This is a genomic window from Actinopolyspora alba (assembly GCF_900112765.1).
Taxonomy (GTDB): Bacteria; Actinomycetota; Actinomycetes; order Mycobacteriales; family Pseudonocardiaceae; genus Actinopolyspora; species Actinopolyspora alba.
On record NZ_FOMZ01000003.1, the window covers coordinates 114,049 to 140,176 of the forward strand.

The window sequence follows — 26,128 nt, forward strand, 5'->3', positions numbered from 1 at the left end:
CGGAGCGCCGTGTGGCCCGGCGTTTCCGGTTGACGGCGAAAAGGGGTGGGGTAATGTGGCCTCCGAGTGGGGATTTTCGATTTCGCCGTTCCGGCGGAATCGAACCGGCGGGGCGATCGAGACGTGCGGGATTCGCGCCGGTGGTCCCGTGAGGGGTGGCTTCCGGGAGTCCCGGCCGAATTGGCCCGGTTTCCGGTCCGCGGGGGGTGGTTTCCGATGAGTCTCGCCGGTCGTGGTCACGGGTTCGAAGACGTCGGAGACCGGAACTCGGCCGTGCTGCCGCACCGCGTTCCGCTCCGTGAGTTCGTCGCCCCGGCCGGCCTCCGATGCGTTGTCCCGGCGGTCGGCTCGGACAGCTCGGGGGCGGCCGGGAGGAGCCGATCGCTTCGCCCGGGATCGTGAACATTTCTCGTGAATCGCCGCCCCGCCCGGCACGACCCGATCGGAACAGGAAGGAAAGGCCAGCGTGCCAGACAACCCCGAACCCGCTGCCGAACACGAGCGGGAATTCACCGAGGGGAAGCCCGATCCGGAAGCGGCACAGCAGCGGCATCTTCCCGTCCTGTTGGAACGAACCGTGGAGTTGTTCGAACCCGTGTTGCGGGACCGCCCAACCACGGTGCTGGATGCCACACTCGGCATGGGGGGACACACCGAGGCGTTGTTGCGTGCGTTTCCCGACGTGACCGTGATCGGCGTGGATCGTGACCCGGAGGCCCTCCGGTTGGCTCGGCGGCGCCTCGCGGAATACGGACAACGTGTGCGGCTGGTGCACGGGGTGGATGATCAACTGGACGAGATCCTGGCCGAACAGGGGATATCCGAACTCGACGGTGTGCTGTTCGATCTCGGCGTCTCCTCGCTGCAGCTCGACGAGTCCGAACGCGGTTTCTCCTACGCCAGGGACGCGCCACTGGACATGCGCATGGACACCACCACCGGCCGGACAGCCGCCGACGTGCTCAACACCGCTTCGCGCACCGAACTGATCCGGATACTTCGGGAGTACGGCGAGGAGAAGTTCGCCGCCCGAATCGCGTCGGAAGTCGTGCGGGCTCGTGAGGTCGAGCCGTTCGACAACAGCGCGCGGCTGGTGCGGTTGATCTACGACAGCGTTCCCGCCGCGGCCAGGCGGACCGGCGGCCATCCGGCCAAACGGACCTTCCAAGCACTTCGCATCGAGGTCAACGGCGAGCTCGAGGTGCTGCGACGGGCTCTTCCAGCGGCCGTCGACGCGCTCAGCGGCGGTGGTCGCATCGTGGTGCTGTCCTACCACTCGCTCGAGGACCGGGCCGTCAAGCGGGTCTTCGCCGAACGGGCCAAATCGCGTACCCCGGTCGACCTGCCGGTCGAACTTCCCGGTCACGGACCACAGCTGCGGCTGCTCACGCGTGGTGCCGAGTTCGCCGACGAGACGGAGGCGGCCGCCAACCCCAGAGCGAGCTCGGTGCGACTGCGCGCGGCCGAGCGGATCGAGGAGACGCCATGACGGCAGCCGCACGGGGCGGTGACCAGTCCGGCGGCAACGACCGCGGGAGGCGGCAGCGTACCGAGAACCGCAACGATTCCAAGGGAAGCGCTCGCGCGAACCGGCGGACGCACGTCCGATCCTCCTCGGGCGAACGCGCCTACGAACGCAAGCAGGAACGTGGCCGCCGTTCCTCGGAACGAGCCCCTTCCACCGGGAAGCAGCGACGATCGGCGGCGAGCGGTGGTGCCACCGGATCGCACGAGCCCTCCGCACGAGAGGTGCTGCTGGGGTCCGGGTTGCTGCGTTCCGGCAGGAACGCCCTGTCGTCGCTGAGCGAGCGGATCGCCACCTCCCGGGTTCCGTTCGTGGGCACGGTGGTGGTCGTGCTCGTCACGGGAATCGTGGCAACGCTGTGGCTCTCCATCGCCGCGGTGGGCAACTCGTACCACATGCAGGAGTCCAAGCAGCGTGTCCAGGCTCTGTCAGAACGCAAGGAGGATCTGTTGCGTTCGGTGAGCAGGATGAGCTCGATCTCCGAGATCAGACGCCGGGCCGAGCTGATGAACATGGTCCCGGTGTCCGAGGTCGCGCATCTGGTGCGGCAGCCCGACGGGTCGGTCAGGGTGGTCGGTGAGCCGCGACCGGCCGAGGAACCCGAGTCCGCGCCACAGGGGGAGAACAGCGCCCCGGAGGGGGACGAGGAACAAACAGGTGACGGTGATTCGTCCGGTCAGAGCCCACCGCAGCGGCGGGAAGAGTCTCCGGACGCCTCCGAGCAATCGTCGTCGAACGAAGCGTCGGTGGGGTGACAGACATGGCTTCTCGTGACCGGCAGGGCGCCAAGCCCCGCCAGGCCGATCGTTCGAAGCGGACGCCGCGGCGTGGGACGGCCGCGAGCGGCGGCGCCAAGCTCGCTCGTGGCGGCGGTTCCACGCCTCGGCGACGTGGTCCGCGCAAATCTCGCTTCGGAGTGGCCTCCAACAGACGGCGGTTCGGTATCGGCCGGATGCTGCTGGTGCTGGCGCTGGTGTCCGCCGGGGTGAAACTGGTCGTGATCCAGGGATTCGAGGCGAGCGCGCTGTCCGAACGGGCCGACGACCAGTTGCTCACCAAGACCACGATTCCCGCGCAGCGTGGTTCCATCCTGGACTCCGAGGGCAGGGTGCTCGCCTTCAGCAGCGAGTCCCGCAAGCTCTACGCCAATCCGAAACTGCTGGATCAGCAGCAGCGCAAGGCCCGCGTGGACAATTCCGAAGCGCCGACCGGGCCGGAGAAGAAGCGGAAGATCGCCGCCTACATCGACAAGGTGACCAACGGCAGGGTGAGTGAACGGGAAACCCTGCGGGCGTTGTTCTCGGACGAGCAGTTCCTCTACTTCGGCTCGTTGATCGATCCCGCGGTCGCCCGCGAGATCCACGACAAGTACCCGCAGATCGGTACCGAGTACAGAGCGATCCGGCAGTACCCGGCCGGATCGGTGGGCGCCGGTATCGTCGGTTCCGCTTCCTGGCGCAAGGGCAAGAACAAGATCCTGGGGAACGTGGGCCTGGAGAGTTCGCTGGACGGCACGCTCTCCGGTGAGGACGGTCTTCGGATCTCCCACACCGCTCACGGAAGCACCGGACTCGTCATCCCCGGCACCAAGCGCACCATCCGGCCGGCGGAGCCGGGCTCGGACGTCCGGCTGACCATCGACTCGGACCTGCAGTTCGTACTCGATCGGAAACTCGACTCCTACGTCCGGGAGGTCGGCGCGGAGGGCGGAAGCGCGGTCGTGCTGGACTCGCGGACCGGCGAGGTGCGTGCCCTGGCCAACTCCGACCCCTCGGCCGATCCCTCGCAGGGTAGTCGTGCCTCCCGCCACCTGAGCAATCCGGCGGTCACCACTCCCTACGAACCCGGTTCGGTGAACAAGATCATCACGGCCGCCGGGGCCATCGAACACGGGATCATGCGGCCCGACAGTGTGCTGCGCGTGCCGCCGAAGATCGAGATGGGTGGTGCCACGGTCAGGGACGCCTGGCAACACGGCACCCTCCCGCTCACGTTCACCGGAGTGCTCGCCAAGTCGTCCAACGTGGGGACCCTGATGACGGCGAAGCGACTGGGCAAGGAGCGCTTCGGCGAGTTGGTGAAGAAGTTCGGGCTGGGCAGTGAGACCGGCATCGCCCTTCCCGGTGAGAGTTCCGGGGTCGTACCGCCGACCAAGCAGTGGTCGGACACCCGGTTCGCCAATCTGCCGATCGGCCAGGGGCTGTCCATGACAGTGCTGCAGATGGCCGGGATGTACCAGGCCATCGCCAACGACGGTGTGCGGATCCCACCGCGGGTGGTCGACTCGACCGTCGGACCGGAAGGCCGGGAGCACCAGCGGTCCGCCCCGCAAGGGGTTCGCGTCGTCAGCGAGCGAACCGCCGACACGGTCAAGAACATGCTGCGCGCGGTCGTGCAGGACGAGCGGGGACAACGCGGCACCGCGCCGCAGGCCGCGCTGGCCGGTTACCAGGTCTCCGGCAAGACGGGGACGGCGCAGCAGCCCGATCCCGAGTGCGACTGTTACAGCAACTCGCAGCACTGGGCGACCTTCGCGGGGATACTGCCTGCCGACAACCCGAGGTACGTGATCGGAATCATGATCGACGATCCCGACGGGGGGCATCTCACCGCCGCTCCGCTCTTCCACGACGTCGCGGCTGATCTGACACGTCGGTACGACATCCCGCTGTCCGGCGAACCGGCTCCGGAGATGACGCTGCGGGTGAGATAGCCACCACGATGTCCCGGAGAGCTCGGCCCGCCTGCGCGCGAGCCGGGCGGCGAGCTGCCGGTGGTCATTCGTGGGGGAGGAACAGCGCTTCACTCGAACGAGTGGAAACCGTTCGAGCAGGCGAGACCACCTCGCGACGCACCTGCCTACCGTAAAGCCGCTCCGTGGAGCGGTACCGGTAACCTTTTTCCCGTGCCTTCCCCGGTTGCGAGTTCTCCGCCACGTCCCTCGCGTGTCGAGCCGGTACGTGTCGAGGAGTTAGCCGACTCGATCGGTGCCCGTGTCGTTCGTCCCGCCGAAACCCCGGAGTCAGCCGCCGCCGCGTCCGTCGAGGTGACCGGAGTGACGCTGCGTGCCCAACACGTGCGGCCGGGTGATGTCTTCGCCGCGTTGCGAGGCGCCAGTACGCACGGTGCGGAGCACGCGGCCACCGCGCTGGACGCGGGTGCCCGAGCGGTCCTCACCGATGATGAGGGGGCCGCGCACCCCGAACTGCTGCGGCACCCGGCCGTGTCGCGCGGTGAGGTCGTGCTGCTGGTTCATCAGGATCCGCGCGGTGTGCTCGGTGAGCTCGCCGCCGAGGTATACGGTCGTCCCGCCGACAGGTTGTCGGTACTCGGTGTGACAGGGACCTCGGGCAAGACGACCACGAGCTATCTGATCGAGTCGGCGCTGCGCTCGGCGGGGCTGGTCACCGGCCTGATCGGGACCGTCGAGACCCGGCTGGCCGGTTCCCGGCTGGAAAGCGCGTTCACCACCCCGGAGGCCCCCGACCTGCAGGCACTGCTGGCGGTGATGCTCGAAGGGGGAGTCACCCACGTGGTCATGGAGGTGTCCAGTCACGCCCTCGTGCTGGGCAGGGTTGCCGGGCTGCGGTTCGCCGTGGGCGGTTTCACCAACCTCTCCAGTGAGCACCTGGACTTCCACCGCGACATGGCGGACTACTTCGCGGCCAAGGCGATGCTGTTCGATGGTCGCTGCGCTCGGGAGGTGGTGTGCACCGACACCGAGTGGGGCACCAGGCTGGTCGGGCCGGGAACCGTCACCGTGGCCACGCAGGGCACCGCGGACTGGACGGCCACCGATGTGGTCACCAGCACCACAGGTGCGCAGCGGTTCAACGTCAACGCTCCCGACGGCGCCCGCACCGAGGTCGAGCTGCGGCTGCCGGGCTCGTTCAACATCGCCAACGCACTGTTGGCCACCGCGATGGCACGAGCCGTCGGCGTCGAGTACGCCGATATCGCGAACGGGCTCGGTGAGGTGGATGTTCCGGGACGCATGGAGCGTGTCGCGCTGGGACAGGACTTCACGGCGGTGGTCGACTACTCCCACAAGCCGGGAGCCGTCGGCGCTGTGCTGGAGGCCGCACGTTCCCAGGCGGTGGGGAAGGTGATCGTCGTGCTCGGTTGTGGTGGTGACAGGGACACGGCCAAGCGTCCCGTCATGGGAGCCACGGCAGCCCAGCGGGCCGACGTTCTGATAGTGACCGATGACAACCCCCGTAGTGAGGATCCCGCGCGGATCCGTACCGCCGTGCTCGAGGGAACCACTCGGGTCGCGAAGTCCGAGCGGGCCGAATCCCACGAGATCGGTGATCGGCGTGCGGCCATCGCGGAAGCGGTACGGCGCGCAGCCGGCGGTGACGTCGTCGTGGTTGCCGGTAAGGGGCACGAGACCGGCCAGGAAGTGGCGGGTGTGGTTCACCCGTTCTCCGACCGCGACGAACTCGCCGCGGCACTGCGTGAACGACTCGGGAGTCCGCAAGGGACGGAAACCGTCCCCGCTGGTCGGATCTCCGACAACCAGCGGGGAAGTGACGAGGAGGCAAGGTGATCCGGCTCAGCCTCGACGAGGTAGCTGGGGCGGTCGGTGGCAGGCTGCACCGCGCCGATGGCAGCGAGGTCGTCACCGCGGCCGTCGAATTCGATTCCAGGAAGATTCGGCCCGGTGGGCTGTTCGTGGCGATGCCGGGCGAGCAGGTCGATGGTCACCGGTTCGCGGAGCAGGCGGTCTCCGACGGTGCCGTCGCGGTGCTGGCCGCCAGGGAGGTCGCGGCTCCCGCGGTGATCGTCCCAGCCGTCGGTTCGGCGGAGCGGTCACGTGCGATGGCGCTCGCGGCCGACGAGGACGGCTCCGGAGCAGCGGTTCTGGTGGCCATGGCCCGGCTCGCCCGTTTGGTCGTGGACAAACTCGCGAAACAACTCACGGTCGTGGGAGTGACCGGTTCGTCCGGCAAGACCTCGACCAAGGACATGATCGCGCAACTGCTCGAGCGGATGGGACCCACCGTGGCTCCCCCCGGTTCGTTCAACAACGAGCTCGGTCATCCGTGGACGGTGCTGCGCGCCGACGAACGAACCGAATACCTGGCGCTGGAGCTCTCCGCCCGCGGCATGGGGCACATCGCGGAGCTCTGCGAGTCCGCTCCGCCCCGGATCGGGGCGGTGCTCAACGTGGGCAGCGCCCATCTCGGCGAGTTCGGCTCCAGGGAGGCGGTGGCACAGGCCAAGGGCGAGCTCGTCGAGGCCCTGCCGAGCGCGGCCGAAGGCGGAGTGGCGGTGCTCAACGCCGACGACCCGGCCGTTTCTGCCATGGCCGAGCGCACCCGGGCGCGGGTGCTTCGTTTCGGGCAGCACCCCCACGCCTCGGTGCGAGCCGACGACGTCGAGGTGGACGAGCTCGCGCGGCCGCGTTTCACCCTGATCACTCCCGACGGCCACGCCCGGGTGCGGTTGCCGCTGCACGGTGAGCACCACGTCGGCAACGCACTGGCCGCGGCTGCCGTGGCGTTCGAGCTCGGAGCCGCGACCGAGGACATCGCCGAGTGGCTGAACGGGATCGAACAACTGTCCGGAAAACGGATGGAGGTCGCCACCACCCCGGAAGGGGTGACCGTGATCAACGACGCCTACAACGCCAATCCCGAGTCCGTGCGGGCCGCGTTGAAAGCATTGGCGGCCATGACGCACGACCGTCCCGGCAGGGGATGGGCGGTACTCGGTGCGCTCGGTGAACTCGGCGATGCCGGTCCCGAGGAGCACGACGAGATAGGACGCCTGGCCGTGCGGCTGAACATCGATCGCCTCGTGGTGGTGGGTGACCAGGCACGTGCCATGCATCAGGGAGCCGCGATGGAGGGCTCCTGGGGAGAGGAATCGGTTCTGGTGCCCGATGTGGACGCTGCTCTCGCGTTGTTGCGCGAGCAGCTGCGGCCCGACGACGTCGTGCTGGTCAAGGCCTCGAACGCCGCGGCGCTGTGGCGGGTCGCCGAGGAGCTGGTTCCCGCGACTCCCGGTTCGGCGGAGGGCTCCACCGGGCGGGACGGTGGTACGACGTGAAGCACATTCTGATCGCGGCCGCCGTCGGGCTGGTCGTCTCGATTCTGTTCACCCCGTACCTCATCAGGGTCTTTTCCAAGCAGGGATTCGGCCAGGAGATCCGTGAGGAGGTGCAGAAGTCCCACTCGGCCAAGCGGGGAACACCGACCATGGGTGGTATGGCGATCCTCGTCGCCATGTGGGCGGGCTATCTGGCCACACATCTCACCGTCTCCGAAGCGCTTCCCAGCGTCACGGCCCTGCTGGTGCTCGGCCTGACCACCGTGCTGGGCTTCGTCGGTTTCCTGGACGACTTCATCAAGATCCGCAAGCGTCGCAACCTCGGGCTCAACAAGACGGCCAAGCTCGTGGGGCAGATGGTCGCCTCGGTGCTGTTCGCGATTCTGGCCCTGCAGTTCAAGGACCAGAACGGCATCACGCCCGCCTCCGCTCACCTGTCGTTCATCCGCGACATCAGCGTGGTCTCGTTCGGTGTCATCGGCTTCGTGATCTTCGCCTACGTCGCGATCAGCGGTTGGTCCAACGCGGTGAACTTCACCGACGGCATGGACGGACTCGCGGGTGGTACCGCGGCGATGGTGCTGGCCAGCTACGTGCTGATCGGGTTCTGGCAGTTCCGCAACTCCTGTGCGCTGTTGGACGACCCCGGGCCGGCCTGCTACCAGGTGCGTGATCCGCTCGACGTCGCGGTGGTGGCCGCCGCCGCGATGGGAGCCTGTGTGGGTTTCCTCTGGTGGAACGCCGCTCCTGCCAAGATCTTCATGGGCGACACCGGTTCGCTCGCGATCGGTGGACTCGTGGCGGGCCTCTCCATGACGACCCGAACGGAACTGCTGATGATCGTCATCGGCGGTCTGTTCGTGGTGGAGGCGCTCTCCGTCGTGCTGCAGATCGTGGTCTTCCGCACCTCGCGGCGCAGACTGTTCCGGATGGCCCCGTTCCACCACCACTTCGAACTCGCCGGGTGGGCGGAGACCACGGTTATCATCCGGTTCTGGATACTGGCAGCGATCAGCTGCCTGTTCGGTGTCGGGCTGTTCTACGCCGACTGGTTGGCACTGGTACCCAGCTGATGCCCGGTGTTGCCGCCGGGACGTGTTCCTCCGGAGCCGGTAGCCGCCGTGCTCCGGGCACGCCCCGGCGGCCCGATGAACGACACGGCAGTCACGAGGATCTTTGGTGAGGTCATGAGCAAGGTGGGTACGCGGACCCTGGTCGCCGGAGCGGGGGTTTCCGGCAGATCGGCCGCCGAGGCGCTGCTGGCCGAGGGGGCGACCGTCACCGTCACGGACGCCTCCGAGGAGCGGCTGGCCGAACTGGCCGGACCACGGATGCGGGGGGCCGAACTCGTCGTAGGTCTCACCGAGCCCCCGAGTGGTACCGATCTCGTGGTCACCAGCCCCGGCTGGCGCCCCGACTCACCACTGCTGATGGCCGCCGCTGCCGCTGGGGTCGAGGTGATCAGCGAGATCGAGCTCGCCTGGCGTCTCGACCGGGCTTCCGCACGGCCCGCCCGCTGGCTGGCCGTTACGGGGACCAACGGTAAGACCACCACCGTCGGAATGCTGGAGTCAGTGCTGCGTGCGGCTGGCATGGACGCGGTGGCCTGCGGCAACGTGGGACTTCCCGCCGTGGACGCCGTCCGCGCGGGCCATCGTGTGCTCGCCGTGGAACTGTCGAGTTTTCAACTGCACTGGTCGAACACCTTCTCACCCGACACCGGGGTCATCCTCAATCTCGCCGAGGACCACCTGGACTGGCACGGCTCGCTGCGTGCCTACGGCGCTGCCAAGGGCAAGGTGTACGGCGGGAACTCGGTTTCGGTCTACAATGCGGACGACGCCGCCTCCCGCGAGCTCGTCACCGAGCACTCCGCCGCGAGACGGGTCGGGATCACGCTGGGTGAGCCCGAATCCGGTCAGCTGGGAGTGCGGGACGATGAGCTGCTCGACCGCGCGTTCGGTCCGGACGGGGTTTCCACCTCGGCCGAAGCCGCACCGGTGTCGCTGGCGACGGTGGCCGATGTCCGGCAGGTGGGTGAGCACAATCTCGCCAACGCACTCGCCGCCTGCGCGCTGGCCCGGTCGTGCGGGGTGTCCGCGACCGCCTGTGCCGAAGGGCTCCGCGAGTTCGCTCCCGGAAAGCATCGTTCCGTCGTGGTCGCCCGGTCGGGGGGAATCGTCTACGTCGACGATTCCAAGGCGACGAACCCACACGCCGCCTCGGCCGCGCTCGGTGCGCATCGGGACGTGGTATGGATCGCGGGTGGACTCCTGAAGGGGGCCGAGGTCGACGAGCTGGTCCGGCAGCACGCACACCGGTTGCGTGCGGCGGTGCTGATCGGTACTGATCAGGAGTCGATAGCCGAGGCGCTGCGCAGGTACGCCCCGGACGTGCCGGTGGTCGGTATCCCCCCGCGACGGGAAGCCGCCATGTCGGAGGCCGTGCGGTCGGCCAACGACTACGCGATCTCGGGGACCGCCGTCGTGCTGGCACCGGCCGCGGCGTCCATGGACATGTACACCGACTACGCCCATCGTGGGCGGGAATTCGCGGCAGCGGTACGTGCCGTGCGGGCGGAACCGGGGACGGAACCGGCCGAATATCCCAGGGGGTGAGGCAGCTGTGGCAGCCCGGAACACGAGCGGGACTCGTGGACGAGGCACACAGGGGGTCGCGGACGGTCTGCGCGGGATCAGTTCCGCGCTGACTTCCTGGCTGACCAGACCGCTGGCCTCGTTCCACCTGTTACTCGCGGTGTTCGGGCTGCTGACGGCTTTCGGGATGGTGATGGTGCTGTCGGCCTCCAGCGTGGAGTCCTTCAGCCAGCAGGGATCCTCCTACAGCGTCTTCCTGAAGCACCTGCTGCACTGCCTCGCTGGGGCGCTCTGCTGTTACGTGGCCATGCGAATGCCGGTGTGGATGCTGCGCCGGTTCAGCCACGTGTTCCTGTTGGTGTGCCTGGTGCTGCTGTCCCTGGTGCTGACCAGGTTGGGCTACGAGAACAACGGTGCGCAGAGCTGGTTCCGGATGGGGCCGGTCTCGTTCCAACCGGTGGAGCCCGCCAAGATCGCGCTCGCGCTCTGGGGGGCTCACGTGCTCGTCACCAAACGGGCCCTGCTCGGCCAGTACCGCCATCTGCTGGTGCCGGTTCTCCCGGCGGCGCTGTTGATGTTCGCCCTGGTGATGATGCAGCCCGATTTCGGCTCCACGGTGACGCTCGGCATCGTGCTGCTGGCGCTGCTGTGGTTCGCGGGTGCACCGTTGCGGCTGTTCAGCGCGCTGGTGCTCGGTGCCGTCACCGGCATGCTCGCCCTGGTTTTCCTCTTCCGCTACCAGATAACCCGGGTGACCTCGTTCTTCGGCTCCGGCAGCGGCAACGACGACAAGAGCTTTCAGGCGACCCAGGCGCTGTTGGCGCTTGCCGACGGCGGCATGTTCGGTGAGGGAATCGGACGCGGGTGGTCCAAGTGGCAGTACCTGCCCGAGGCGGACAACGACTTCATCTTCGCCGTGCTGGGTGAGGAACTGGGGTTCGTGGGATGCGCCTCCGTGCTGCTGTTGTTCGGTACCGTCGCCTACGTGGGGATGCGGATCGCCGCTCGCAACACCGATCCGTGGATCAAGCTGGTCTCCGCCACGCTCACCATGTGGTTGGTGGGGCAGGCCGCGATCAACATCGGTTACGTGGTGGGACTGCTGCCGGTCACCGGACTGCCGCTGCCGTTGATCTCCTCGGGGGGAAGCTCGGTGGTGACCACCATGGTCGTTTTCGGGTTGCTGGCCAACTTCGCCAGGCACGAGCCCGAGGCCATCTCGGCGCTGCGCTCGCTCGGCCCGGGCAAGATCGGCAAGCTGCTCAGGTTGCCCACTCCCTCGCCCTATCGACCTCCCGCCTCGCGACGTCCCGCCGGGGCGGCCAATCCGCGCAGACCCCAGCCCGCCAAGCCGTCCGGTAAGAAGAACCGTTCCGAGGGGCCGAATCCCGGAAAACGGCGGGCACCGAGCGGACAACGACGTTCCGGATCCCCACGATGAGCCGGAAACCGCCGGAACGAGCGGTTTCCACCGACGGGCGCCGGGATCCCTTCGACGGACATGACAAGCTCGCGTGAAACGGATCCGGTGCCGTGAGTCACCGGACCGCCGCCACTGATCACCCCGAATCGCCACCCGGCCCAGCGGTGCGCGATCCAGAAACCAAGGAGGACTTCGTTGAACACGCAGCAACCGGGTGACCCCAGCGGTCGAGGTGGAGCACCGTCTCCCGCGGGGGAGACCGGCGCCGGTTCGCCGCGACGTCGGGGCCCCACGGTCGTCGTGGCGGGTGGTGGTACGGCAGGCCACATCGAGCCCGCGATGGCGTTGGCCGACGCGGTCCGCAGGCTGCGTCCGGACGCCAGTGTGGTGGCTCTCGGTACGGAACGCGGACTGGAGACCGACATCGTGCCCGCGCGCGGCTACCCGTTGGAACTGGTCCCCCCGGTGCCGATGCCGCGCAAGGCCAGCCCCGAGCTGCTCAGGATGCCCTCGAAGGTCCGCGATTCGGTACGTCGTACCCGTGAGGTGCTGGAACGCGTGGGCGCCGACGTGGTCGTCGGTTTCGGCGGCTACGTCTCCCTCTCCGCCTATCTGGGGGCCCGTGGCCGAGTTCCGATCGTCGTTCACGAGGCGAACGCGCGAGCCGGGCTGTCCAACAAGGTGGGAGCCCGCTTCGCCAGGGAAGTGCTTGCGGCCGTGCCGGACAGCGGGTTACCCGGCGCACGTACCATCGGAATACCACTGCGCGAGTCGATAACCACGTTGGACCGCGCCTCGCTGCGTGCCCAGGCCCGCGCGCACTACGGGCTGCGTCCCGACGCGCCGACCGTCCTGGTATTCGGTGGTTCGCAGGGTGCGCAGACACTCAACACCGCGTTCTCGGGGGCCTCCGACGAGTTGGGCAGGGCCGGTATCGGTGTGCTGCACGCACACGGGCCCAAGAACACGGTGGCGGTGCGGGAGCTTCCCGGAGCGCCGCCCTACGTGCCGGTGCCCTACCTGGAGCGGATGGATCTGGCATACGCGGCGGCCGATCTGGTGGTGTGCCGCTCGGGTGCGATGACGGTGGCCGAGGTGTCCGCGGTGGGGCTCCCCGCCGTGTTCGTGCCGCTGCCGCACGGCAACGGTGAGCAGGCCCTCAACGCGCAACCCGTGGTCACCGCGGGGGGTGCGAAACTGATTTCCGACGCGGAACTGACACCGCAGCGTGTCATCGATGAGATACTGCCGTTGGCAGGTGATTCCGAAGTGCTGGCACGAATGAACCGCGCGACGCTGGGTACCGGGCATCGCGAGGCGGACCGGGTGCTGGCCGAGACCACGCTGGAGGTGGCCGGGGCGTGAACGACGATGAGGATGGCAGGCAGTCGCGGGAGACACTTTCGGAGGGTTCTCCCGCCACCACCGACGATCTGCTGTCCCGGGTGCATCTGATCGGCATCGGCGGGGCGGGGATGAGTGGTATCGCCCGCATCCTGCTGGCCCGGGGGAGGAAGGTGTCGGGCTCGGATGCCCGCGATTCGAGAACCGTGCTCGCGCTGCGAACCCAGGGGGCCGCCGTCGCGATCGGACACGGTGGTCCGAACCTGGACCAACTCGAATCGGGGCCGAGCGCCGTGGTGATCTCCACGGCCATCGAGGCCGAGAACCCGGAGCTGGCCGAGGCACGTCGCCGGGGTGTCCCGGTACTCGGCCGTGCCGAGGCACTGGCCGCGCTGATGCGGGACCACCGGGTGGCATGTGTGACCGGAACGCACGGCAAGACCTCCACCACCTCCATGCTCACGGTGGCGCTGCAGCACTGCAGACTCGACCCGTCGTTCGCCATCGGCGGTGATCTCAACGACTCCGGGGCGAACGCGCACCACGGCGAGGGCGGACTGTTCGTCGCGGAGGCGGACGAGAGCGACGGTTCCTTCCTGGTGTTCTCCCCCTCCGTGGCGGTGGTCACCAACGTGGAGCCGGACCATCTCGACCACCACGGAACCACCGAGGCCTACGTCGAGGTGTTCGAGAAGTTCGTGGAGCGGATCGAGCCGGGCGGGGTGCTCGTCGCCGGAACCGACGATCCGGGCGCCGCCGCGCTGGCCGACCGAGCCGAACGCGCGGGGGTGCGAGTACGCCGTTACGGCACTGCCGTGGAAGGCCCGGACGACGCCCGCATCGTCTCCTACGCACCGCGGCACGGTGGCGGTTCGACGGAACTGATCCTGGGCGGAAGCGGTGCCGTGGAACTGTACGTGTCGGTCCCCGGGGAGCACATGGCGGCGAACGCGGTCGCCGCGTTGCTGGCGGGGATCGAACTCGGGGCCGACACGGGCGAGTTGCTGGAGGGCCTGGCCGCGTTCGGCGGGGTTCGGCGTCGTTTCGAGTTCAAGGGAAGGGCCGACGGTGTGCGGGTTTACGACGACTACGCGCACCATCCCACCGAGGTCCGGGCCCAGCTGCGCGCCGCTCGTACCGAAGTGGATTCCGGCAGGATCGTCGTCGCCTTTCAGCCGCACCTGTTCTCTCGCACCGCCGCGTTCTCCGACGAGTTCGGTGCGGCGCTGGCCGAGGCCGACGAAGTGGTGGTGCTCGACGTGTACGGCGCGCGTGAACAGCCGCAGCCGGGGGTTTCCGGCCGACTGATCGCCGATGCGGTGCCGCTGCCCCCCGAGCGGGTGCACTACGAGCCCTCGATCACCGAGGTCGCGCCCCTGACGGCGGAGTTGGCACGTCCCGGTGACATCGTGCTGACCATGGGTGCGGGCGACGTCACCATGCTGGGGCCGGAGATTCTGGCCGAGATCGACAGTCGTGACGGTGTTGCCGACCCGGGGTCACCGGAGAGCTGAGGCCGCCGACCGGCATACCCGGTTCCCGGGCCGAGCGGGCCCGGGGACCGGCGGTTCGCACGTTCATGGAAGGTGTGTCCCCCGGAACGGGAACAGCCTGCCGCCGGGAGCCCGCGAGAGGCTCCGTCCGGCGAGAGCACGAGAGGACCGATCCAGCAGCGTTCCACCGGAACCCCGGCGTCTCACCTCGCTCGATCGACCGACGTGCGCGGGCCGCTCCCCGAGCGCGCGAGCGAGTTCTGCTATGGATTCCGAACGAAAAGCACCACCGGACGGAGATCGTGGGGTCGTCATGGCGGATTCCGGAACGACACGGACACGTCAGCGCGGTCGCGCCGCCTCGAGAGATCGGCGAGGTCGTGGGTCCGGTACCGAGTCCTCCGGTGTGGGAGTTCGGGGATGGGTGACGTTGGGGGTGCTCGCCCTGTTGACCATCGGTGTGGTGGTGGTCTTTTTCACGCCGATGCTGGGGGTGCGCTCCGTGCGGATCGAGGGAACCCGGGTGCTCGACCCGTCCAGGGTGCGGGAGGTGGCGGCGATCGAGCGCGGTACACCGATGGTCCGGGTGGACCGTTCCGAGGTGCTGCGGCGCGTGAACGGTATTTCCAGGATCGATTCGACCACCGTCCGGTTGTCATTGCCCGCCACGGTGGTCATCGGCGTCGAGGAACGGCGACCGGTGATGTACACCGGCACCTCGAAGGGGTTCCGGCTGGTCGATGACGAGGCGGTCGGTTTCGCCACGGTCACCGAGCGCCCGAGCGATCTGCCCGAGCTCCGGCTCGGCCCGGAACAGCGGACGAAGCGAGTGCGGATGGCGGCTGTGACCGCCGTGACCGCGCTGGACGGAAAGACGCTGGACCAGGTGAGAGCCGTAAGTGTCGAGACCGGGACAGGAGCCCCGCGGGTGCGTATGTCACTGACGCGGGGACGTGACGTCGAATGGGGCGGCACGGGCGAGTCCGGACGAAAGGCGGCGATTCTTCCCGTGCTGCTCACCCGACCCGGTGAGGTCTACGATGTGACCAGTCCGGAGCTGCCCACCGTTTCGTGAACCGAGATCCGGCGTGGTCGGCGACTCGCTAGCCTGCCGTCCCCGACCCCGTCCCGGATTTTCCGGTGGGGTCTTTCGTTCCCCGGCGGGTGCGCCGCGTTCGTGCGGCGAGCCGTCCGGGGTGCCAGTGGTGAGGCCGCCGGACTCATCCCCTTCGTACCGGGGGTTTTTCAACGGGTTCCCAGGTAGAGGTGGTACTCAGTGCGCAGCGAGCCCAGTGTGACCGGAATCGGGTGCCGCCGTACCGTGCCGAAGACTTCCCGCATGGTCGTCTCCAGCTCGTCGGAGTGCGCCGCGGACCAGATCGCCACCACGCCGCTCGCCGCGAGTCTGCTGTGGCAGTCGGCCAGGAAGTCCTGTTCGTACACCGTCTCGTTGGCGTCGTGCACGAGATAACCGGGGCCGTTGTCCACATCGAGCAGTATCAGTTCCAGGGAACCGATCGTGCGTTCGGCCAGGACAGCGGTGACGTCCGAGGCGCACAGGTGTATCCGCTCATCCGAACGATCGTCGGCCAGCTCGGGAACCATGCCGCTCCGGTACCAGTCGATGACCGCCGGTTCCAGTTCCGCGACGGTAACCTCGCGCACCAGCGGTTCGGACAGTACCTCGTGCAGGGTGTACCCGAGTCCGAGCCCGCCGATCAGCACTCGCGCCCCGTGCCGGGACTCCCCGGTTCCCGGGGCGGGCAACGACTCCAGCGCCGTTCGCGCCAGTAGGCGCTCGCTCTCGGTGTGGGCGGTGTCCATCACGAACACCCCGTTGACCCGTAGTTCGAGCGTGCCGTCAGCGCGCCGCAGCAATACGACCTCGCCCCGGGGCGACTCCACCGTGGCCACTCGTTCGACGGACACTCGTCCCACGCCTCTCGTCGGGTGTCTCGGCTCCGCGTTCGGTGCGGATCGGCGGCCGCGCGGGCATTCGTCACCTGTCGACCCGCCCCGCTTCTCCTCACCCGGCCGCACACAATATCGTTGACGAGGTCCACCGTCCGAAGGTCCGTGTGAGTCCCGGATCAGCCGTCATGGACACCACGACTCGCGGATTCGTTCGCGGTACGGTGTGGACTGTGATCGTGACAAGCCGACGGGTCGGGTGTACTCGAGGTTTCGTGGTGTGGGGCGCGGAGCTTTCCGGGCGTCGTGCGGGCGTTCGTGGTCACGGCCGGTGAGTCGATGACACACGTGCGACGGTATCGGCGTGGCTGCTGGACTCCTGCCGTCCACGGTGCATAACGTCCGATCACTGCGGGTTGACGACGAGTCGGCCACGTAGTCGCACACCACACCGGACGCCGGACGGCGTCCACGACCGAGACCTGTCACGGTCCACCCACAGCGAGCGCTTCAGCCACGACCAGGAAGGCGGATGACGATGACGCCCCCGCACAACTACCTAGCGGTGATTAAAGTCGTCGGCATCGGTGGCGGCGGTGTAAACGCCGTGAATCGGATGATCGAGGTCGGGCTCAAGGGTGTCGAGTTCATCGCGGTGAACACCGACGCGCAGGCCCTCCTGATGTCGGATGCCGACGTCAAGCTCGACATCGGCCGTGAGCTGACGCGCGGTTTGGGAGCGGGAGCCGCTCCCGATGTCGGTTACCAGGCCGCCGATGACCACAAGGACGAGATCGAGGAGGTGCTCAAGGGCGCCGACATGGTCTTCGTCACCGCGGGCGAGGGAGGCGGCACCGGCACCGGCGGTGCTCCGGTGATCGCCTCGGTGGCCCGCAAGTTGGGGGCGTTGACCATCGGTGTCGTCACCCGTCCCTTCTCGTTCGAGGGCAAGCGCAGAGCCAATCAGGCCGAGCAGGGCATAAAGGATCTGCGTGACGAGTGCGACACCCTGATCGTCATTCCGAACGATCGGTTGCTGCAGCTCGGCGACATCGGCGTGAGCCTGATGGACGCCTTCCGCTCGGCGGACGAGGTGCTGCTCTCCGGTGTGCAGGGAATCACCGACCTGATCACCACACCGGGACTGATCAACCTCGACTTCGCCGACGTCAAGAGCGTCATGTCCGGGGCGGGGAGTGCCCTGATGGGTATCGGCTCCGCACGGGGTGAGGGCAGAGCGGTGGAAGCGGCGCAGAAGGCGATCAACTCACCGTTGCTGGAAGCCAGCATGGAAGGCGCGCACGGTGTGCTGCTCGCCATAGCGGGTGGTTCGGACCTCGGACTGTTCGAGATCAACGAATCGGCTTCGTTGGTGCAGGAGTCCGCCCACCCCGAGGCCAACATCATCTTCGGTACGGTCATCGACGATTCACTGGGCGACGAGGTGCGGGTCACCGTGATCGCGGCCGGTTTCGACGCCGGGGCACCGACGCACAAGAAACTGGATCCCGACAAGGTCGGTTCCACCGAGGAGGGCGACCCGGAGGCACCTGTTACGGCAGGCCAGGTTGTCGAGGGTCAGGCCGAGCCCGCCAACCGTGAGGCTCCGGCCGCCCCCGAGAGCGCGCCCACCGCATCGGCGCCCCACTCGACCGGTCCGTCCGAGGGGAGCACCGGCACCACACCGATCAGGCACCACGACCCGTCGTCCCAACAGCCGGAGGCGGAGAGCACGAACGCCCCGGCCGCGGGCTCGTCCCATGAGGCGGTCTCCTCCGAGCAGGGGAGGACTCCGAACCACGAAACCGGGGAACAGCGTCAGCCACAGCAGGGACTCGGCGGCGCTGTCGGTACGGACGGCTCGACCATCGGTGGTGAGCAGCAGTCCGGCACCGTGCCTGCCAGGCCCGCTGGTGGCTATCCGGGCTCCGGGAGCGGGTTCGGCGGTTCGCTGCTGGGACGCTCCAGGAACCAGAACGACGACGACAACGACGACGAGGTGGATATTCCGCCGTTCATGCGTAGGTGACACGACCCGTTCACCCGTTCGGGGAGTGCGGGACAATGCACGGTGTCGGCGTTGTCGAACCGGAAGCGCCGTGGCATGTTCGCAAGCACTCGCGGGAGGGCGCATCGTGCGGATCCGTCGTGTTGTCACGACTCGTGAGGGTGGTTATTCGAAACCGCCGTTCGACTCGTTCAACCTGGGGGGACGTGTCGGCGACGATCCGGAGCACCTGGCCGCGAACCGGGGAAAGCTCGCCGCCGGCATCGGGATAGCCGAACAACGTTTCGTCTGGATGGAACAGATCCACGGCAGAACCGCGGCCGTGGTGGACGGTCCGCGTGCGGAACCCGTGGAGGGGACCGACGCGTTGATCACCGCTGTTCCGCGGCTGCCGCTGGTCGTGCTGACGGCCGACTGCGTACCCGTTCTGCTCGGTGATCCGGTCAGCGGTGTCGTGGCCGCGGTGCACGCCGGGCGCGTGGGAGCACGTGTCGGTGTGCTCGTCAGCGCGCTGCGCCGGATGGTCGAGGCCGGAGCACGGATCGATCGGGTCGAGGCACTGCTCGGCCCCGCCGCGTGCGGTGGGTGCTACGAGGTCCCCGCCGAGATGCGTGACGAGGTGGAACGGCAATTGCCCGGCAGCGCCACGAAGACGCGTGGCGGCACTCCCGCGCTGGACCTGCGAGCCGGCCTGTGGGAGCAGCTCGCCGCCGCCGGTATCGCGCGGATCGGACAGGACCCGCGCTGCACGCTGGAGAGCCCGGAGTTGTTCAGCCACCGGCGTGATTCGGGAAGCACGGGAAGGATCGCCGCGGTGGTCTGGTCCGAGCCGGAGGAGCAGCAGTGAGCGACGAGATGGCCGAACACGCCCGCAAGGCGGGGATAGCAGAGTCGCTGGCCAAGGTCAGGGAACGCATCGAGCGGGCGTGCGTGAACGCGGGAAGGTCATCCGGGGAAGTCGGGTTGTCCGCGGTGACCAAGACGTTTCCGGCCTCGGACGCGGCGTTGCTGGCCGACCTCGGTGTGACCGATCTCGCCGAGAACCGGGACCAGGAGGCCGCGCCGAAGGTCCGCGAGTTCCACCGGTTGCGCCCGCGATCCCGCGTGCGTTGGCATATGGTCGGTCAGTTGCAACGCAACAAGGCGCGATCAGTGGTGCGTTGGGCCGACGTGGTGGAGTCGGTGGACAGCCGTCGTCTGGTCGAGGCGTTGCAACGGGCCGTGGGCGGTGCTCTCGAATCGGGTGAGCGTTCCGAGCCGTTGGACGCACTGCTTCAGGTCAACCTGGAGCAGCGTACGGATCGGGGTGGTTGTGCACCGGAAGAGGTCCCTGAGCTGGCGGAGATGATTACACGAATGTGTGAGATTCGACTCTGCGGCGTTATGGCTGTCGCCCCGCTGAACGAGGATCCGGATGTGGCGTTTGCCACCCTTTCGGGGATTTCCGAGCGGCTTCGGCGGGACTTCTCCGAAGCTCGGGAGGTGTCGGCAGGAATGAGTAGTGATCTGGAGAGTGCGATAGCCCACGGTTCTACCCGAGTGCGTGTCGGAACGGCGTTGCTCGGGGGGCGCCCGTTAGTCTCGCCGTGACCCGCCAAGCGGATCGAAGGCCTGCCGTCGCTGTACTTTTCGCGGAGGAAGGGGCTTGCCGATGAGTAAGCTACACAAGCTTAAGGCGTACTTCGGCATGGTCCCGGCCGAAGAAGTCGACGAGTACGACGAAGCGCCCGACGGATACGCTCCGGACTACGACGAGTACGACTCGTCGGAGGACAGGACGCTCGCCTCGCGCCGGCACATCGGCACACGCGGTGGCGGCCAGGACGATGATCAAGAGGACGGCCATGACAGTGAGCCACGCTCCCGCGTCACGCGTACTCGGAGGCAGTGGGGAGCCGAGAGTCCGGTGCGCGGTTCGTTGGCGGTGGATCCCAACCTGGAACAGACTCCACGGTTGCGCGCGGTGACCGACACGGGCAGCCACTACAGTTTGAGCAAGATCACAACCTTGCATCCGCGCAGCTACAGTGAGGCGCGGACCATCGGGGAGCAGTACCGCGACGGCACACCGGTGATCATGAACCTGACCGAGATGGACGAGGCCGACGCCAAGCGGCTGGTGGACTTCGCCGCTGGTCTGGCCTTCGCGATGCGTGGTTCCATCGAGAAGGTCACCAGCCGCGTGTTCCTGCTCTCGCCCCCCAACGTCGACGTGGCGGCCGAGGACAAACGCCGCCTCGCCGAGGGGGCCTTTTTCAATTACGGGTGAGTGGTGGCAGAGTTGAGTTGTGGAACCGGCCCTGATCGTTCTTTACTATCTGCTGTTTTTCTTCTGGCTGCTGCTCATAGCGCGTATCGTGGTGGAGCTCGTTCGTGCGTTCGCCCGCGACTGGAGACCCGGTGGCGGGGTTGCGATCGCACTGGAGACCATCTACACAGTGACCGATCCACCCGTACGCTTGCTGCGTCGGGTGATCCCGACGGTCCGAATCGGCAACGTCGGGCTGGACTTGTCCATTATGGTGCTGCTGCTGGTCGTGTACATCTTGATGCGACTGGTTCAACCCGGGTAACGGGGAACCCGGTGACTCGCAGCCGAGGAGTGCGTGAGGTGATCTTGTGGGTTTGACCCCCGCCGACGTCCATAACGTGGCGTTCAGCAAACCTCCCATCGGGAAACGGGGCTACAACGAGGACGAGGTGGATGCCTTCCTCGATCTCGTCGAAGCCGAGCTCGCGCGGCTCGTGGAGGAGAACGGGGACTTGCGGAACCAGGTCGAGCAGCTGGAGACCCAGCTGCAGTCGGCCCAGTCCGATCTCGACGAGGCGCGGAGTCAGCCCGCCCCGGCCGATTCGGGCGCCGCCGCTGGTCCCTCGAGCTCCGCGGCCGCTTCCGAGGAGCCCCGCAGACTGCAACCCGTTCCCCCGCCCACAGCCGCTTCCGAGCAGACCTCGCCGGGCGGCGACCAGCACGTGCAGGCCGCCAAGGTGCTCGGCCTGGCGCAGGAGATGGCCGACCGGCTGACAGGTGAGGCCAAGACCGAGTCCGACGGGATGCTTTCCGAGGCGCGTACCAAGTCCGAACAGTTGCTCTCGGACGCGCGGACCAAGGCCGACAGCATGGTCAACGACGCGCGCAGCCGAGCCGAAACGATGCTCAACGACGCGCGCAGCCGAGCCGAGACCCTGGAACGCCAGGCGCGTGAGAAGGCCGCGGGCCTGGAGCGGGACGCGCAGCACAAGCACGCCGAAGTGATGGGCAACATCACGCAGGAGAAGAACGCGCTCGAGAAGAAGATCGAAACACTACGCACCTTCGAGCGGGAGTACCGCTCCCGACTGCAGACCTACCTGGAGTCGCAGCTACGTGAACTGCAGGATCGCGGTTCGGCCGCTCCGGCGGAGAACTCCAACAACAGCAGGTCGAACTCCTCGGGGCAGCAGAGTGGTAGCTACAACTTCGGGGCACGTGCCGCGGAAGCGGGCTGAGGTTTTCGGAGCGGGTGGCGCGTTTCGACGTGTCACCCGGCTCGTTGATCCGGGGCGTACGGTCCTCGGATCCAGCTGAAAGCGTGAGTGCTCGTGCTGTTGACAGTGCTGCTTCTCCTCCTGGTGGCCGCGGGTGTCCTGGTGTTCGCGGTGACCGCGGGCTCGGCCCAGTGGGCCTGGCTCTCGGTGCTGCTGTGCGCGGTGGCCGCCGTCCTGCTGTTCTGGTCCCGTGTCCGTGACAGGAAACGGGGCGCCTCCGCTCCCCGGCACTCGGCACACGCCGTCGCGGACGGCGAGGACGGCGCCGCATCAGATCCGGTAACCGAATCCGAAGCCGTTCCGGACGGGGTCGGCACGACGGCCGGGGGCGACGCGGTCGTTCCGCCCGCGGAAGCCGTCGAGCCGGATCCGGACACCGAGCCGTCCGAGCAGCGAACCGACGCCGCTGACGTGCTGTTGGTTTGCGAGTCGGACGCCGAGGTGCTCGTGATCGACGAGCGACCTCGCTACCATCTCGACACCTGCTCGTGGGTCGGTGAGCGAGCCACCATGCCGCTGCCAGCCGGGGAGGCGCGTGAGCTCGGCTTCACCCCCTGCGCGGTCTGCTGCCCCGACACATCGGTGGCCCGACTGGAGCGGTCGAGCGCCTGAAGCCGGTGGCACGTCGTGGCCCGCACCGTGCTCGGGAGGCAGCCGCGTGCCGGTGCCCCGATGGCTCGTCGAAACGCTTCCGAAAATCGGTGAGCGGGTGCGTGTCGCGCCCTGCGATGATCGACTGGCATCCAACCGCTATGCTGGACCCAACGGCGTTGATCCGGCCATCACCGGGGAGCCTCCGGAAGAACGGATGCGAGCACGTGGTGTTCGTCTCTCAGTAGAACCGGACGGGCAGGCCCGTAACAGCCGTGAACGAGAGGTCACGTGCCGTTTTCCGGCCACGTGGCAAGCGGGGTGGTACCGCGGTACGCGAGCGTTGTCCCGCAGCGAGCTCGCAGTGTCGTCCCCGCTCGAGCATCTCGTCCGATGCTCGTGCGGTGTAACCACACGACACACTCGCGAGGAGCGCATCCGCGATGGCTTATCCGAAGGTACCGTTCAACGGCGCGAGTTCCGAGAGTTCCGAAGCCGCTCGCTCCACCGACGCGGTGGCCGCGCAGCCGTCCTTTCCCACGATCGAGCACGAGGTCCTGGACTTCTGGACACGGGACGACACCTTCCGCGCCAGCGTCGCCAACCGTGGATCCGGGCACAACGGTTCGAACGAGTTCGTGTTCTACGACGGGCCGCCGTTCGCGAACGGTCTGCCGCACTACGGGCACCTGCTCACCGGGTATGCCAAGGACGTGGTGCCGCGGTACAAGACCATGCGTGGCTACCGTGTCGAGCGGAGGTTCGGCTGGGACTGCCACGGTCTGCCCGCCGAGGTCGAGGCCGAGAAGCAGCTCGGTATCAGCGCCAAGTCCGAGATCGAGTCGATGGGTGTCGCCGAGTTCAACGAGGCCTGTCGTAGCTCGGTGCTGAGCTACACCGACGAATGGCAGGACTACGTCACTCGGCAGGCGCGTTGGGTGGACTTCTCCAACGACTACAAGACGCTGGATCTCGACTACATGGAAAGCGTCATGTGGGCCTTCAGGACCCTCTGGGACAAGGGGTTGGTCTACAGCGGTTTCCGGGTGCTCTGGTACTGCTGGCGCTGCGAGACCCCGCTGTCCAACACCGAGACGCGCATGGACGACGTGTACCGGCAGCGGCAGGACCCAGCGGTCACCGTCGGGATGCGGCTGGACGCGCCGGGGGCCGTCTTCGACGGTGCGCTGGCCCTGGTTTGGACCACCACCCCATGGACGCTGCCCTCCAACCTCGCCGCGGCGGTGCATCCCGAGATCGAGTACGTGCTGGTGCGGCCCGCCGACAGTGAGCACTCCTACGTCCTGGCCGCCGACCGGTTGGATGCCTACACCAGGGAGCTCGGCGAGGACGCCGCCGAGCACGTCGTCGCCCGATTCAGCGGTAGTGAGCTGCTGGGGACCCGGTACGAGCCGCCGTTCGACTTCTTCACGGGCAGGCAGAACGCGCACCGCGTCCTGGCCGCCGACTACGTCACCACCGACGACGGCACCGGGCTGGTGCACATCGCCCCCGCCTTCGGTGAGGAGGACAAGGCGGTCACCGATGCGGCCGGGATCGAGCCCGTGGTGCCGGTCGACGAGCACGGCAGGTTCACCTCGGAGGTCGCGCCCTACGAGGGGCAGCAGGTCTTCGAGGCGAACAAGGCGATCATCAGGGATCTCAAAGCCGCGGGATCATTGCTGCGTCACGAGACCTACGACCACCCCTATCCGCACTGCTGGCGCTGTGACAACGCGCTGATCCAGCGTGCGGTGTCCTCCTGGTTCGTCGAGGTCAGCCGGTTCCGCGACCGGATGGTGGAGCTCAACCAGCGGATCGACTGGGTACCCGAGCACATCAGGGACGGCCAGTTCGGCAAGTGGTTGGAGAACGCGCGGGACTGGAACATCTCCCGCAACCGCTACTGGGGCTCCCCGATCCCGGTGTGGGTCTCCGACGACCCGGAGTACCCCCGTACGGACGTGTACGGCTCGCTCGACGAGCTGGAGGCCGACTTCGGTGTGCGTCCCACCGATCTCCACCGTCCGAACATCGACCTGTTGACACGTCCGAACCCGGACGATCCCACCGGCGGGTCCACCATGCGTCGGGTTCCGGACGTGCTGGACTGCTGGTTCGAGTCGGGGGCCATGCCCTTCGCGCAGGTGCACTATCCGTTCGAGAACGCCGAGTGGTTCGAACACCACCACTACCCGGGCGACTTCATCGTGGAGTACAGCGGGCAGACCCGCGGCTGGTTCTACACCCTGCACGTGCTCGCCACCGCGCTGTTCGACAGGCCCGCGTTCGCACACGTGCTCGCGCACGGGATCGTGCTCGGCCACGACGGGCTCAAGATGTCCAAGTCCAAGCGCAACTACCCGGACGTGCGCGAGGTCTTCGAGCGTGACGGGGCCGACGCGATGCGCTGGTTCCTGATGTCCAGCCCGATCCTGCGTGGCGGGGATCTCGTCGTCACCGAGAAGGGAATCCGGGACGCGGTCCGGCAGGCGGTGCTGCCGCTGTGGAACTCCTGGTACTTCCTCGCGCTCTACGCCAACGCGGAGAGCGTCGAGGGAACTCGACGCACCGACAGCGGGCACGTGCTCGACCGCTACGTACTCGCCAAGACGCGCGAGCTCGTCGACAACACCCGGGAGGCGATGGACGCGTTCGACCTCTCCGGAGCGTGCGCGGCCGTGCGGGACTTCCTGGAGGTGCTGACCAACTGGTACGTCCGGCGGTCGCGTGACCGTTTCTGGGCGGGTGATCGGGACGCCATCGACACGCTGCACACCGTTCTCGAGATCACCTGCCGAGTGGTCGCACCGCTGTTGCCGTTGACCGCCGAGGCGGTCTGGCGCGGACTGACCGGCGGGCGTTCGGTTCACCTGGCGGACTGGCCGGAGGCCGAGGAACTTCCCGCCGACCCCGAGCTGGTATCCGCGATGGACAGCGTTCGTCAGGTGTGCTCGGCCGCGCTCGGGTTGCGCAAGTCGAACAAACTTCGCGTCCGGTTGCCGTTGCGCCGGTTGGTCGTGGCGTTGCCGCGCTCGGAGTCACTGCTCCCGTTCGTCGAGCTCGTGCGGGACGAGGTCAACGTCAAGAACGTCGAGCTGACCTCAGATGTCGCCGCGCACGGCCACTTCGAGGTCTCGGTCAACGCCCGGGTGGCGGGACCGCGACTCGGTGGCGATGTGCAGAAGGCGATCAAAGCGGTCAAATCCGGTGAGTGGACCCGTACCTCGCAGGGCGGTGTGCTGGCTGCGGGGATCGAACTGCATCCGGAGGAGTTCTCCGAGCACCTGGTGTCGACCGACCCCGGTGCGGCCACCGCGCTGCCGAGCGGTGACGGACTGGTGGTGCTGGACACCGAGGTGACGACCCAGCTCGCCACCGAGGGATTGGCCCGGGATGTCGTCAGGGTGGTGCAGCAGGCCAGGCGCGAGGCGGGGTTGGTCGTCTCGGACCGGATCGTGGCGACCATCGCCGCCCCCGAGCCGGTCCGTGCGGCCGTGGCGGAACACCGCTCGTTCGTCGCCGGCGAGACGTTGGCCGACGAGATCGAGTCGGTCGAGACGGCGGGTGACGGGGCGCTGGTCGGCACTGTCGGCGACGCCGACACCGAGATCGCGGTTTCGGTGGTCAAGTCCTGACCGAACGCGCCGTTCC

At 67.8% G+C, this 26,128-nt stretch carries 20 protein-coding genes; 19 read left to right on the plus strand and 1 reads right to left on the minus strand.

Going from position 1 to position 26,128, the window contains the following annotated elements; translation table 11 throughout:
- The first annotated feature begins 466 nt into the window (after nt 1-466).
- From rsmH to BM150_RS05180, 11 genes are all read left to right on the plus strand, one after another.
- A complete protein-coding gene (gene rsmH / locus BM150_RS05130; protein ID WP_092924591.1) occupies nt 467-1,489 on the plus strand; it encodes a 16S rRNA (cytosine(1402)-N(4))-methyltransferase RsmH in 1,023 nt (340 codons plus the stop codon).
- A complete protein-coding gene (ftsL, locus tag BM150_RS05135) occupies nt 1,486-2,280 on the plus strand; it encodes a cell division protein FtsL (protein ID WP_092924593.1) in 795 nt (264 codons plus the stop codon). Before rsmH ends, ftsL begins: the two co-directional genes overlap by 4 nt.
- Nucleotides 2,281-2,285: 5 nt before the next feature.
- Nucleotides 2,286-4,238 carry a peptidoglycan D,D-transpeptidase FtsI family protein gene (locus BM150_RS05140; RefSeq protein WP_175496695.1) on the plus strand — a complete coding sequence of 651 codons (1,953 nt, stop codon included), beginning with the start codon at nt 2,286-2,288 and terminating at the stop codon, nt 4,236-4,238.
- Between the two features lie 192 nt (nt 4,239-4,430).
- Nucleotides 4,431-6,074, plus strand: a complete 1,644-nt coding sequence (locus BM150_RS05145; RefSeq protein ID WP_175496696.1) for a UDP-N-acetylmuramoyl-L-alanyl-D-glutamate--2,6-diaminopimelate ligase — start codon at nt 4,431-4,433, stop codon at nt 6,072-6,074.
- Nucleotides 6,071-7,579: a UDP-N-acetylmuramoyl-tripeptide--D-alanyl-D-alanine ligase gene (locus BM150_RS05150; protein WP_092924595.1), complete on the plus strand. Its 1,509-nt coding sequence runs from the start codon at nt 6,071-6,073 to the stop codon at nt 7,577-7,579. Before BM150_RS05145 ends, BM150_RS05150 begins: the two co-directional genes overlap by 4 nt.
- Nucleotides 7,576-8,652 (plus strand): phospho-N-acetylmuramoyl-pentapeptide-transferase, encoded by a 1,077-nt coding sequence (mraY, locus tag BM150_RS05155; RefSeq protein ID WP_092925013.1) that lies wholly within the window; start codon nt 7,576-7,578, stop codon nt 8,650-8,652. Before BM150_RS05150 ends, mraY begins: the two co-directional genes overlap by 4 nt.
- 114 nt (nt 8,653-8,766) lie before the next feature.
- Complete coding sequence (gene murD / locus BM150_RS05160) at nt 8,767-10,197, plus strand: UDP-N-acetylmuramoyl-L-alanine--D-glutamate ligase (protein WP_092924597.1); 1,431 nt, start codon at nt 8,767-8,769, stop codon at nt 10,195-10,197.
- Between the two features lie 7 nt (nt 10,198-10,204).
- On the plus strand, nt 10,205-11,617 hold the full coding sequence (ftsW, locus tag BM150_RS05165; protein ID WP_092924599.1) for a putative lipid II flippase FtsW: 1,413 nt from the start codon (nt 10,205-10,207) through the stop codon (nt 11,615-11,617).
- Between the two features lie 177 nt (nt 11,618-11,794).
- Nucleotides 11,795-12,964, plus strand: coding sequence for an undecaprenyldiphospho-muramoylpentapeptide beta-N-acetylglucosaminyltransferase (gene murG / locus BM150_RS05170; RefSeq protein WP_092924601.1), 1,170 nt, complete (start codon nt 11,795-11,797; stop codon nt 12,962-12,964).
- A 110-nt stretch (nt 12,965-13,074) separates the two neighbouring features.
- Nucleotides 13,075-14,457, plus strand: coding sequence for a UDP-N-acetylmuramate--L-alanine ligase (gene murC, locus BM150_RS05175; protein ID WP_425427407.1), 1,383 nt, complete (start codon nt 13,075-13,077; stop codon nt 14,455-14,457).
- Nucleotides 14,458-14,860: 403 nt separating this feature from the next.
- A complete protein-coding gene (locus BM150_RS05180) occupies nt 14,861-15,511 on the plus strand; it encodes a cell division protein FtsQ/DivIB (protein WP_245755271.1) in 651 nt (216 codons plus the stop codon).
- Between the two features lie 170 nt (nt 15,512-15,681).
- On the opposite strand, the gene BM150_RS05185 is transcribed toward BM150_RS05180, so the two are convergent.
- The gene (locus BM150_RS05185) at nt 15,682-16,365 is read right to left on the minus strand and encodes a spermidine synthase (RefSeq protein ID WP_092924607.1); all 684 of its coding nucleotides are present in this window, start codon (nt 16,363-16,365) and stop codon (nt 15,682-15,684) included.
- A gap of 520 nt (nt 16,366-16,885) precedes the next feature.
- Between BM150_RS05185 and ftsZ the strand changes: the two genes are divergently transcribed.
- The 8 genes from ftsZ (at nt 16,886) to ileS (ending at nt 26,112) form a co-directional block, all read left to right on the plus strand.
- On the plus strand, nt 16,886-18,376 hold the full coding sequence (ftsZ, locus tag BM150_RS05190; protein ID WP_092925015.1) for a cell division protein FtsZ: 1,491 nt from the start codon (nt 16,886-16,888) through the stop codon (nt 18,374-18,376).
- A 106-nt stretch (nt 18,377-18,482) separates the two neighbouring features.
- Nucleotides 18,483-19,202 (plus strand): peptidoglycan editing factor PgeF, encoded by a 720-nt coding sequence (gene pgeF, locus BM150_RS05195; RefSeq protein ID WP_092925017.1) that lies wholly within the window; start codon nt 18,483-18,485, stop codon nt 19,200-19,202.
- A gap of 8 nt (nt 19,203-19,210) precedes the next feature.
- Nucleotides 19,211-19,945 (plus strand): YggS family pyridoxal phosphate-dependent enzyme, encoded by a 735-nt coding sequence (locus BM150_RS05200; RefSeq protein ID WP_092925019.1) that lies wholly within the window; start codon nt 19,211-19,213, stop codon nt 19,943-19,945.
- Between the two features lie 61 nt (nt 19,946-20,006).
- A complete protein-coding gene (locus BM150_RS05205; RefSeq protein WP_092924609.1) occupies nt 20,007-20,624 on the plus strand; it encodes a cell division protein SepF in 618 nt (205 codons plus the stop codon).
- Nucleotides 20,625-20,643: 19 nt separating this feature from the next.
- Nucleotides 20,644-20,928: a YggT family protein gene (locus BM150_RS05210; protein WP_175496697.1), complete on the plus strand. Its 285-nt coding sequence runs from the start codon at nt 20,644-20,646 to the stop codon at nt 20,926-20,928.
- Between the two features lie 46 nt (nt 20,929-20,974).
- Complete coding sequence (gene wag31, locus BM150_RS05215; RefSeq protein WP_092924611.1) at nt 20,975-21,844, plus strand: DivIVA-like cell division protein Wag31; 870 nt, start codon at nt 20,975-20,977, stop codon at nt 21,842-21,844.
- Between the two features lie 93 nt (nt 21,845-21,937).
- Nucleotides 21,938-22,495 carry a hypothetical protein gene (locus tag BM150_RS05220; RefSeq protein WP_092925021.1) on the plus strand — a complete coding sequence of 186 codons (558 nt, stop codon included), beginning with the start codon at nt 21,938-21,940 and terminating at the stop codon, nt 22,493-22,495.
- A 422-nt stretch (nt 22,496-22,917) separates the two neighbouring features.
- On the plus strand, nt 22,918-26,112 hold the full coding sequence (ileS, locus tag BM150_RS05225) for an isoleucine--tRNA ligase (protein ID WP_092924613.1): 3,195 nt from the start codon (nt 22,918-22,920) through the stop codon (nt 26,110-26,112).
- The last annotated feature ends 16 nt before the right edge of the window (nt 26,113-26,128 follow it).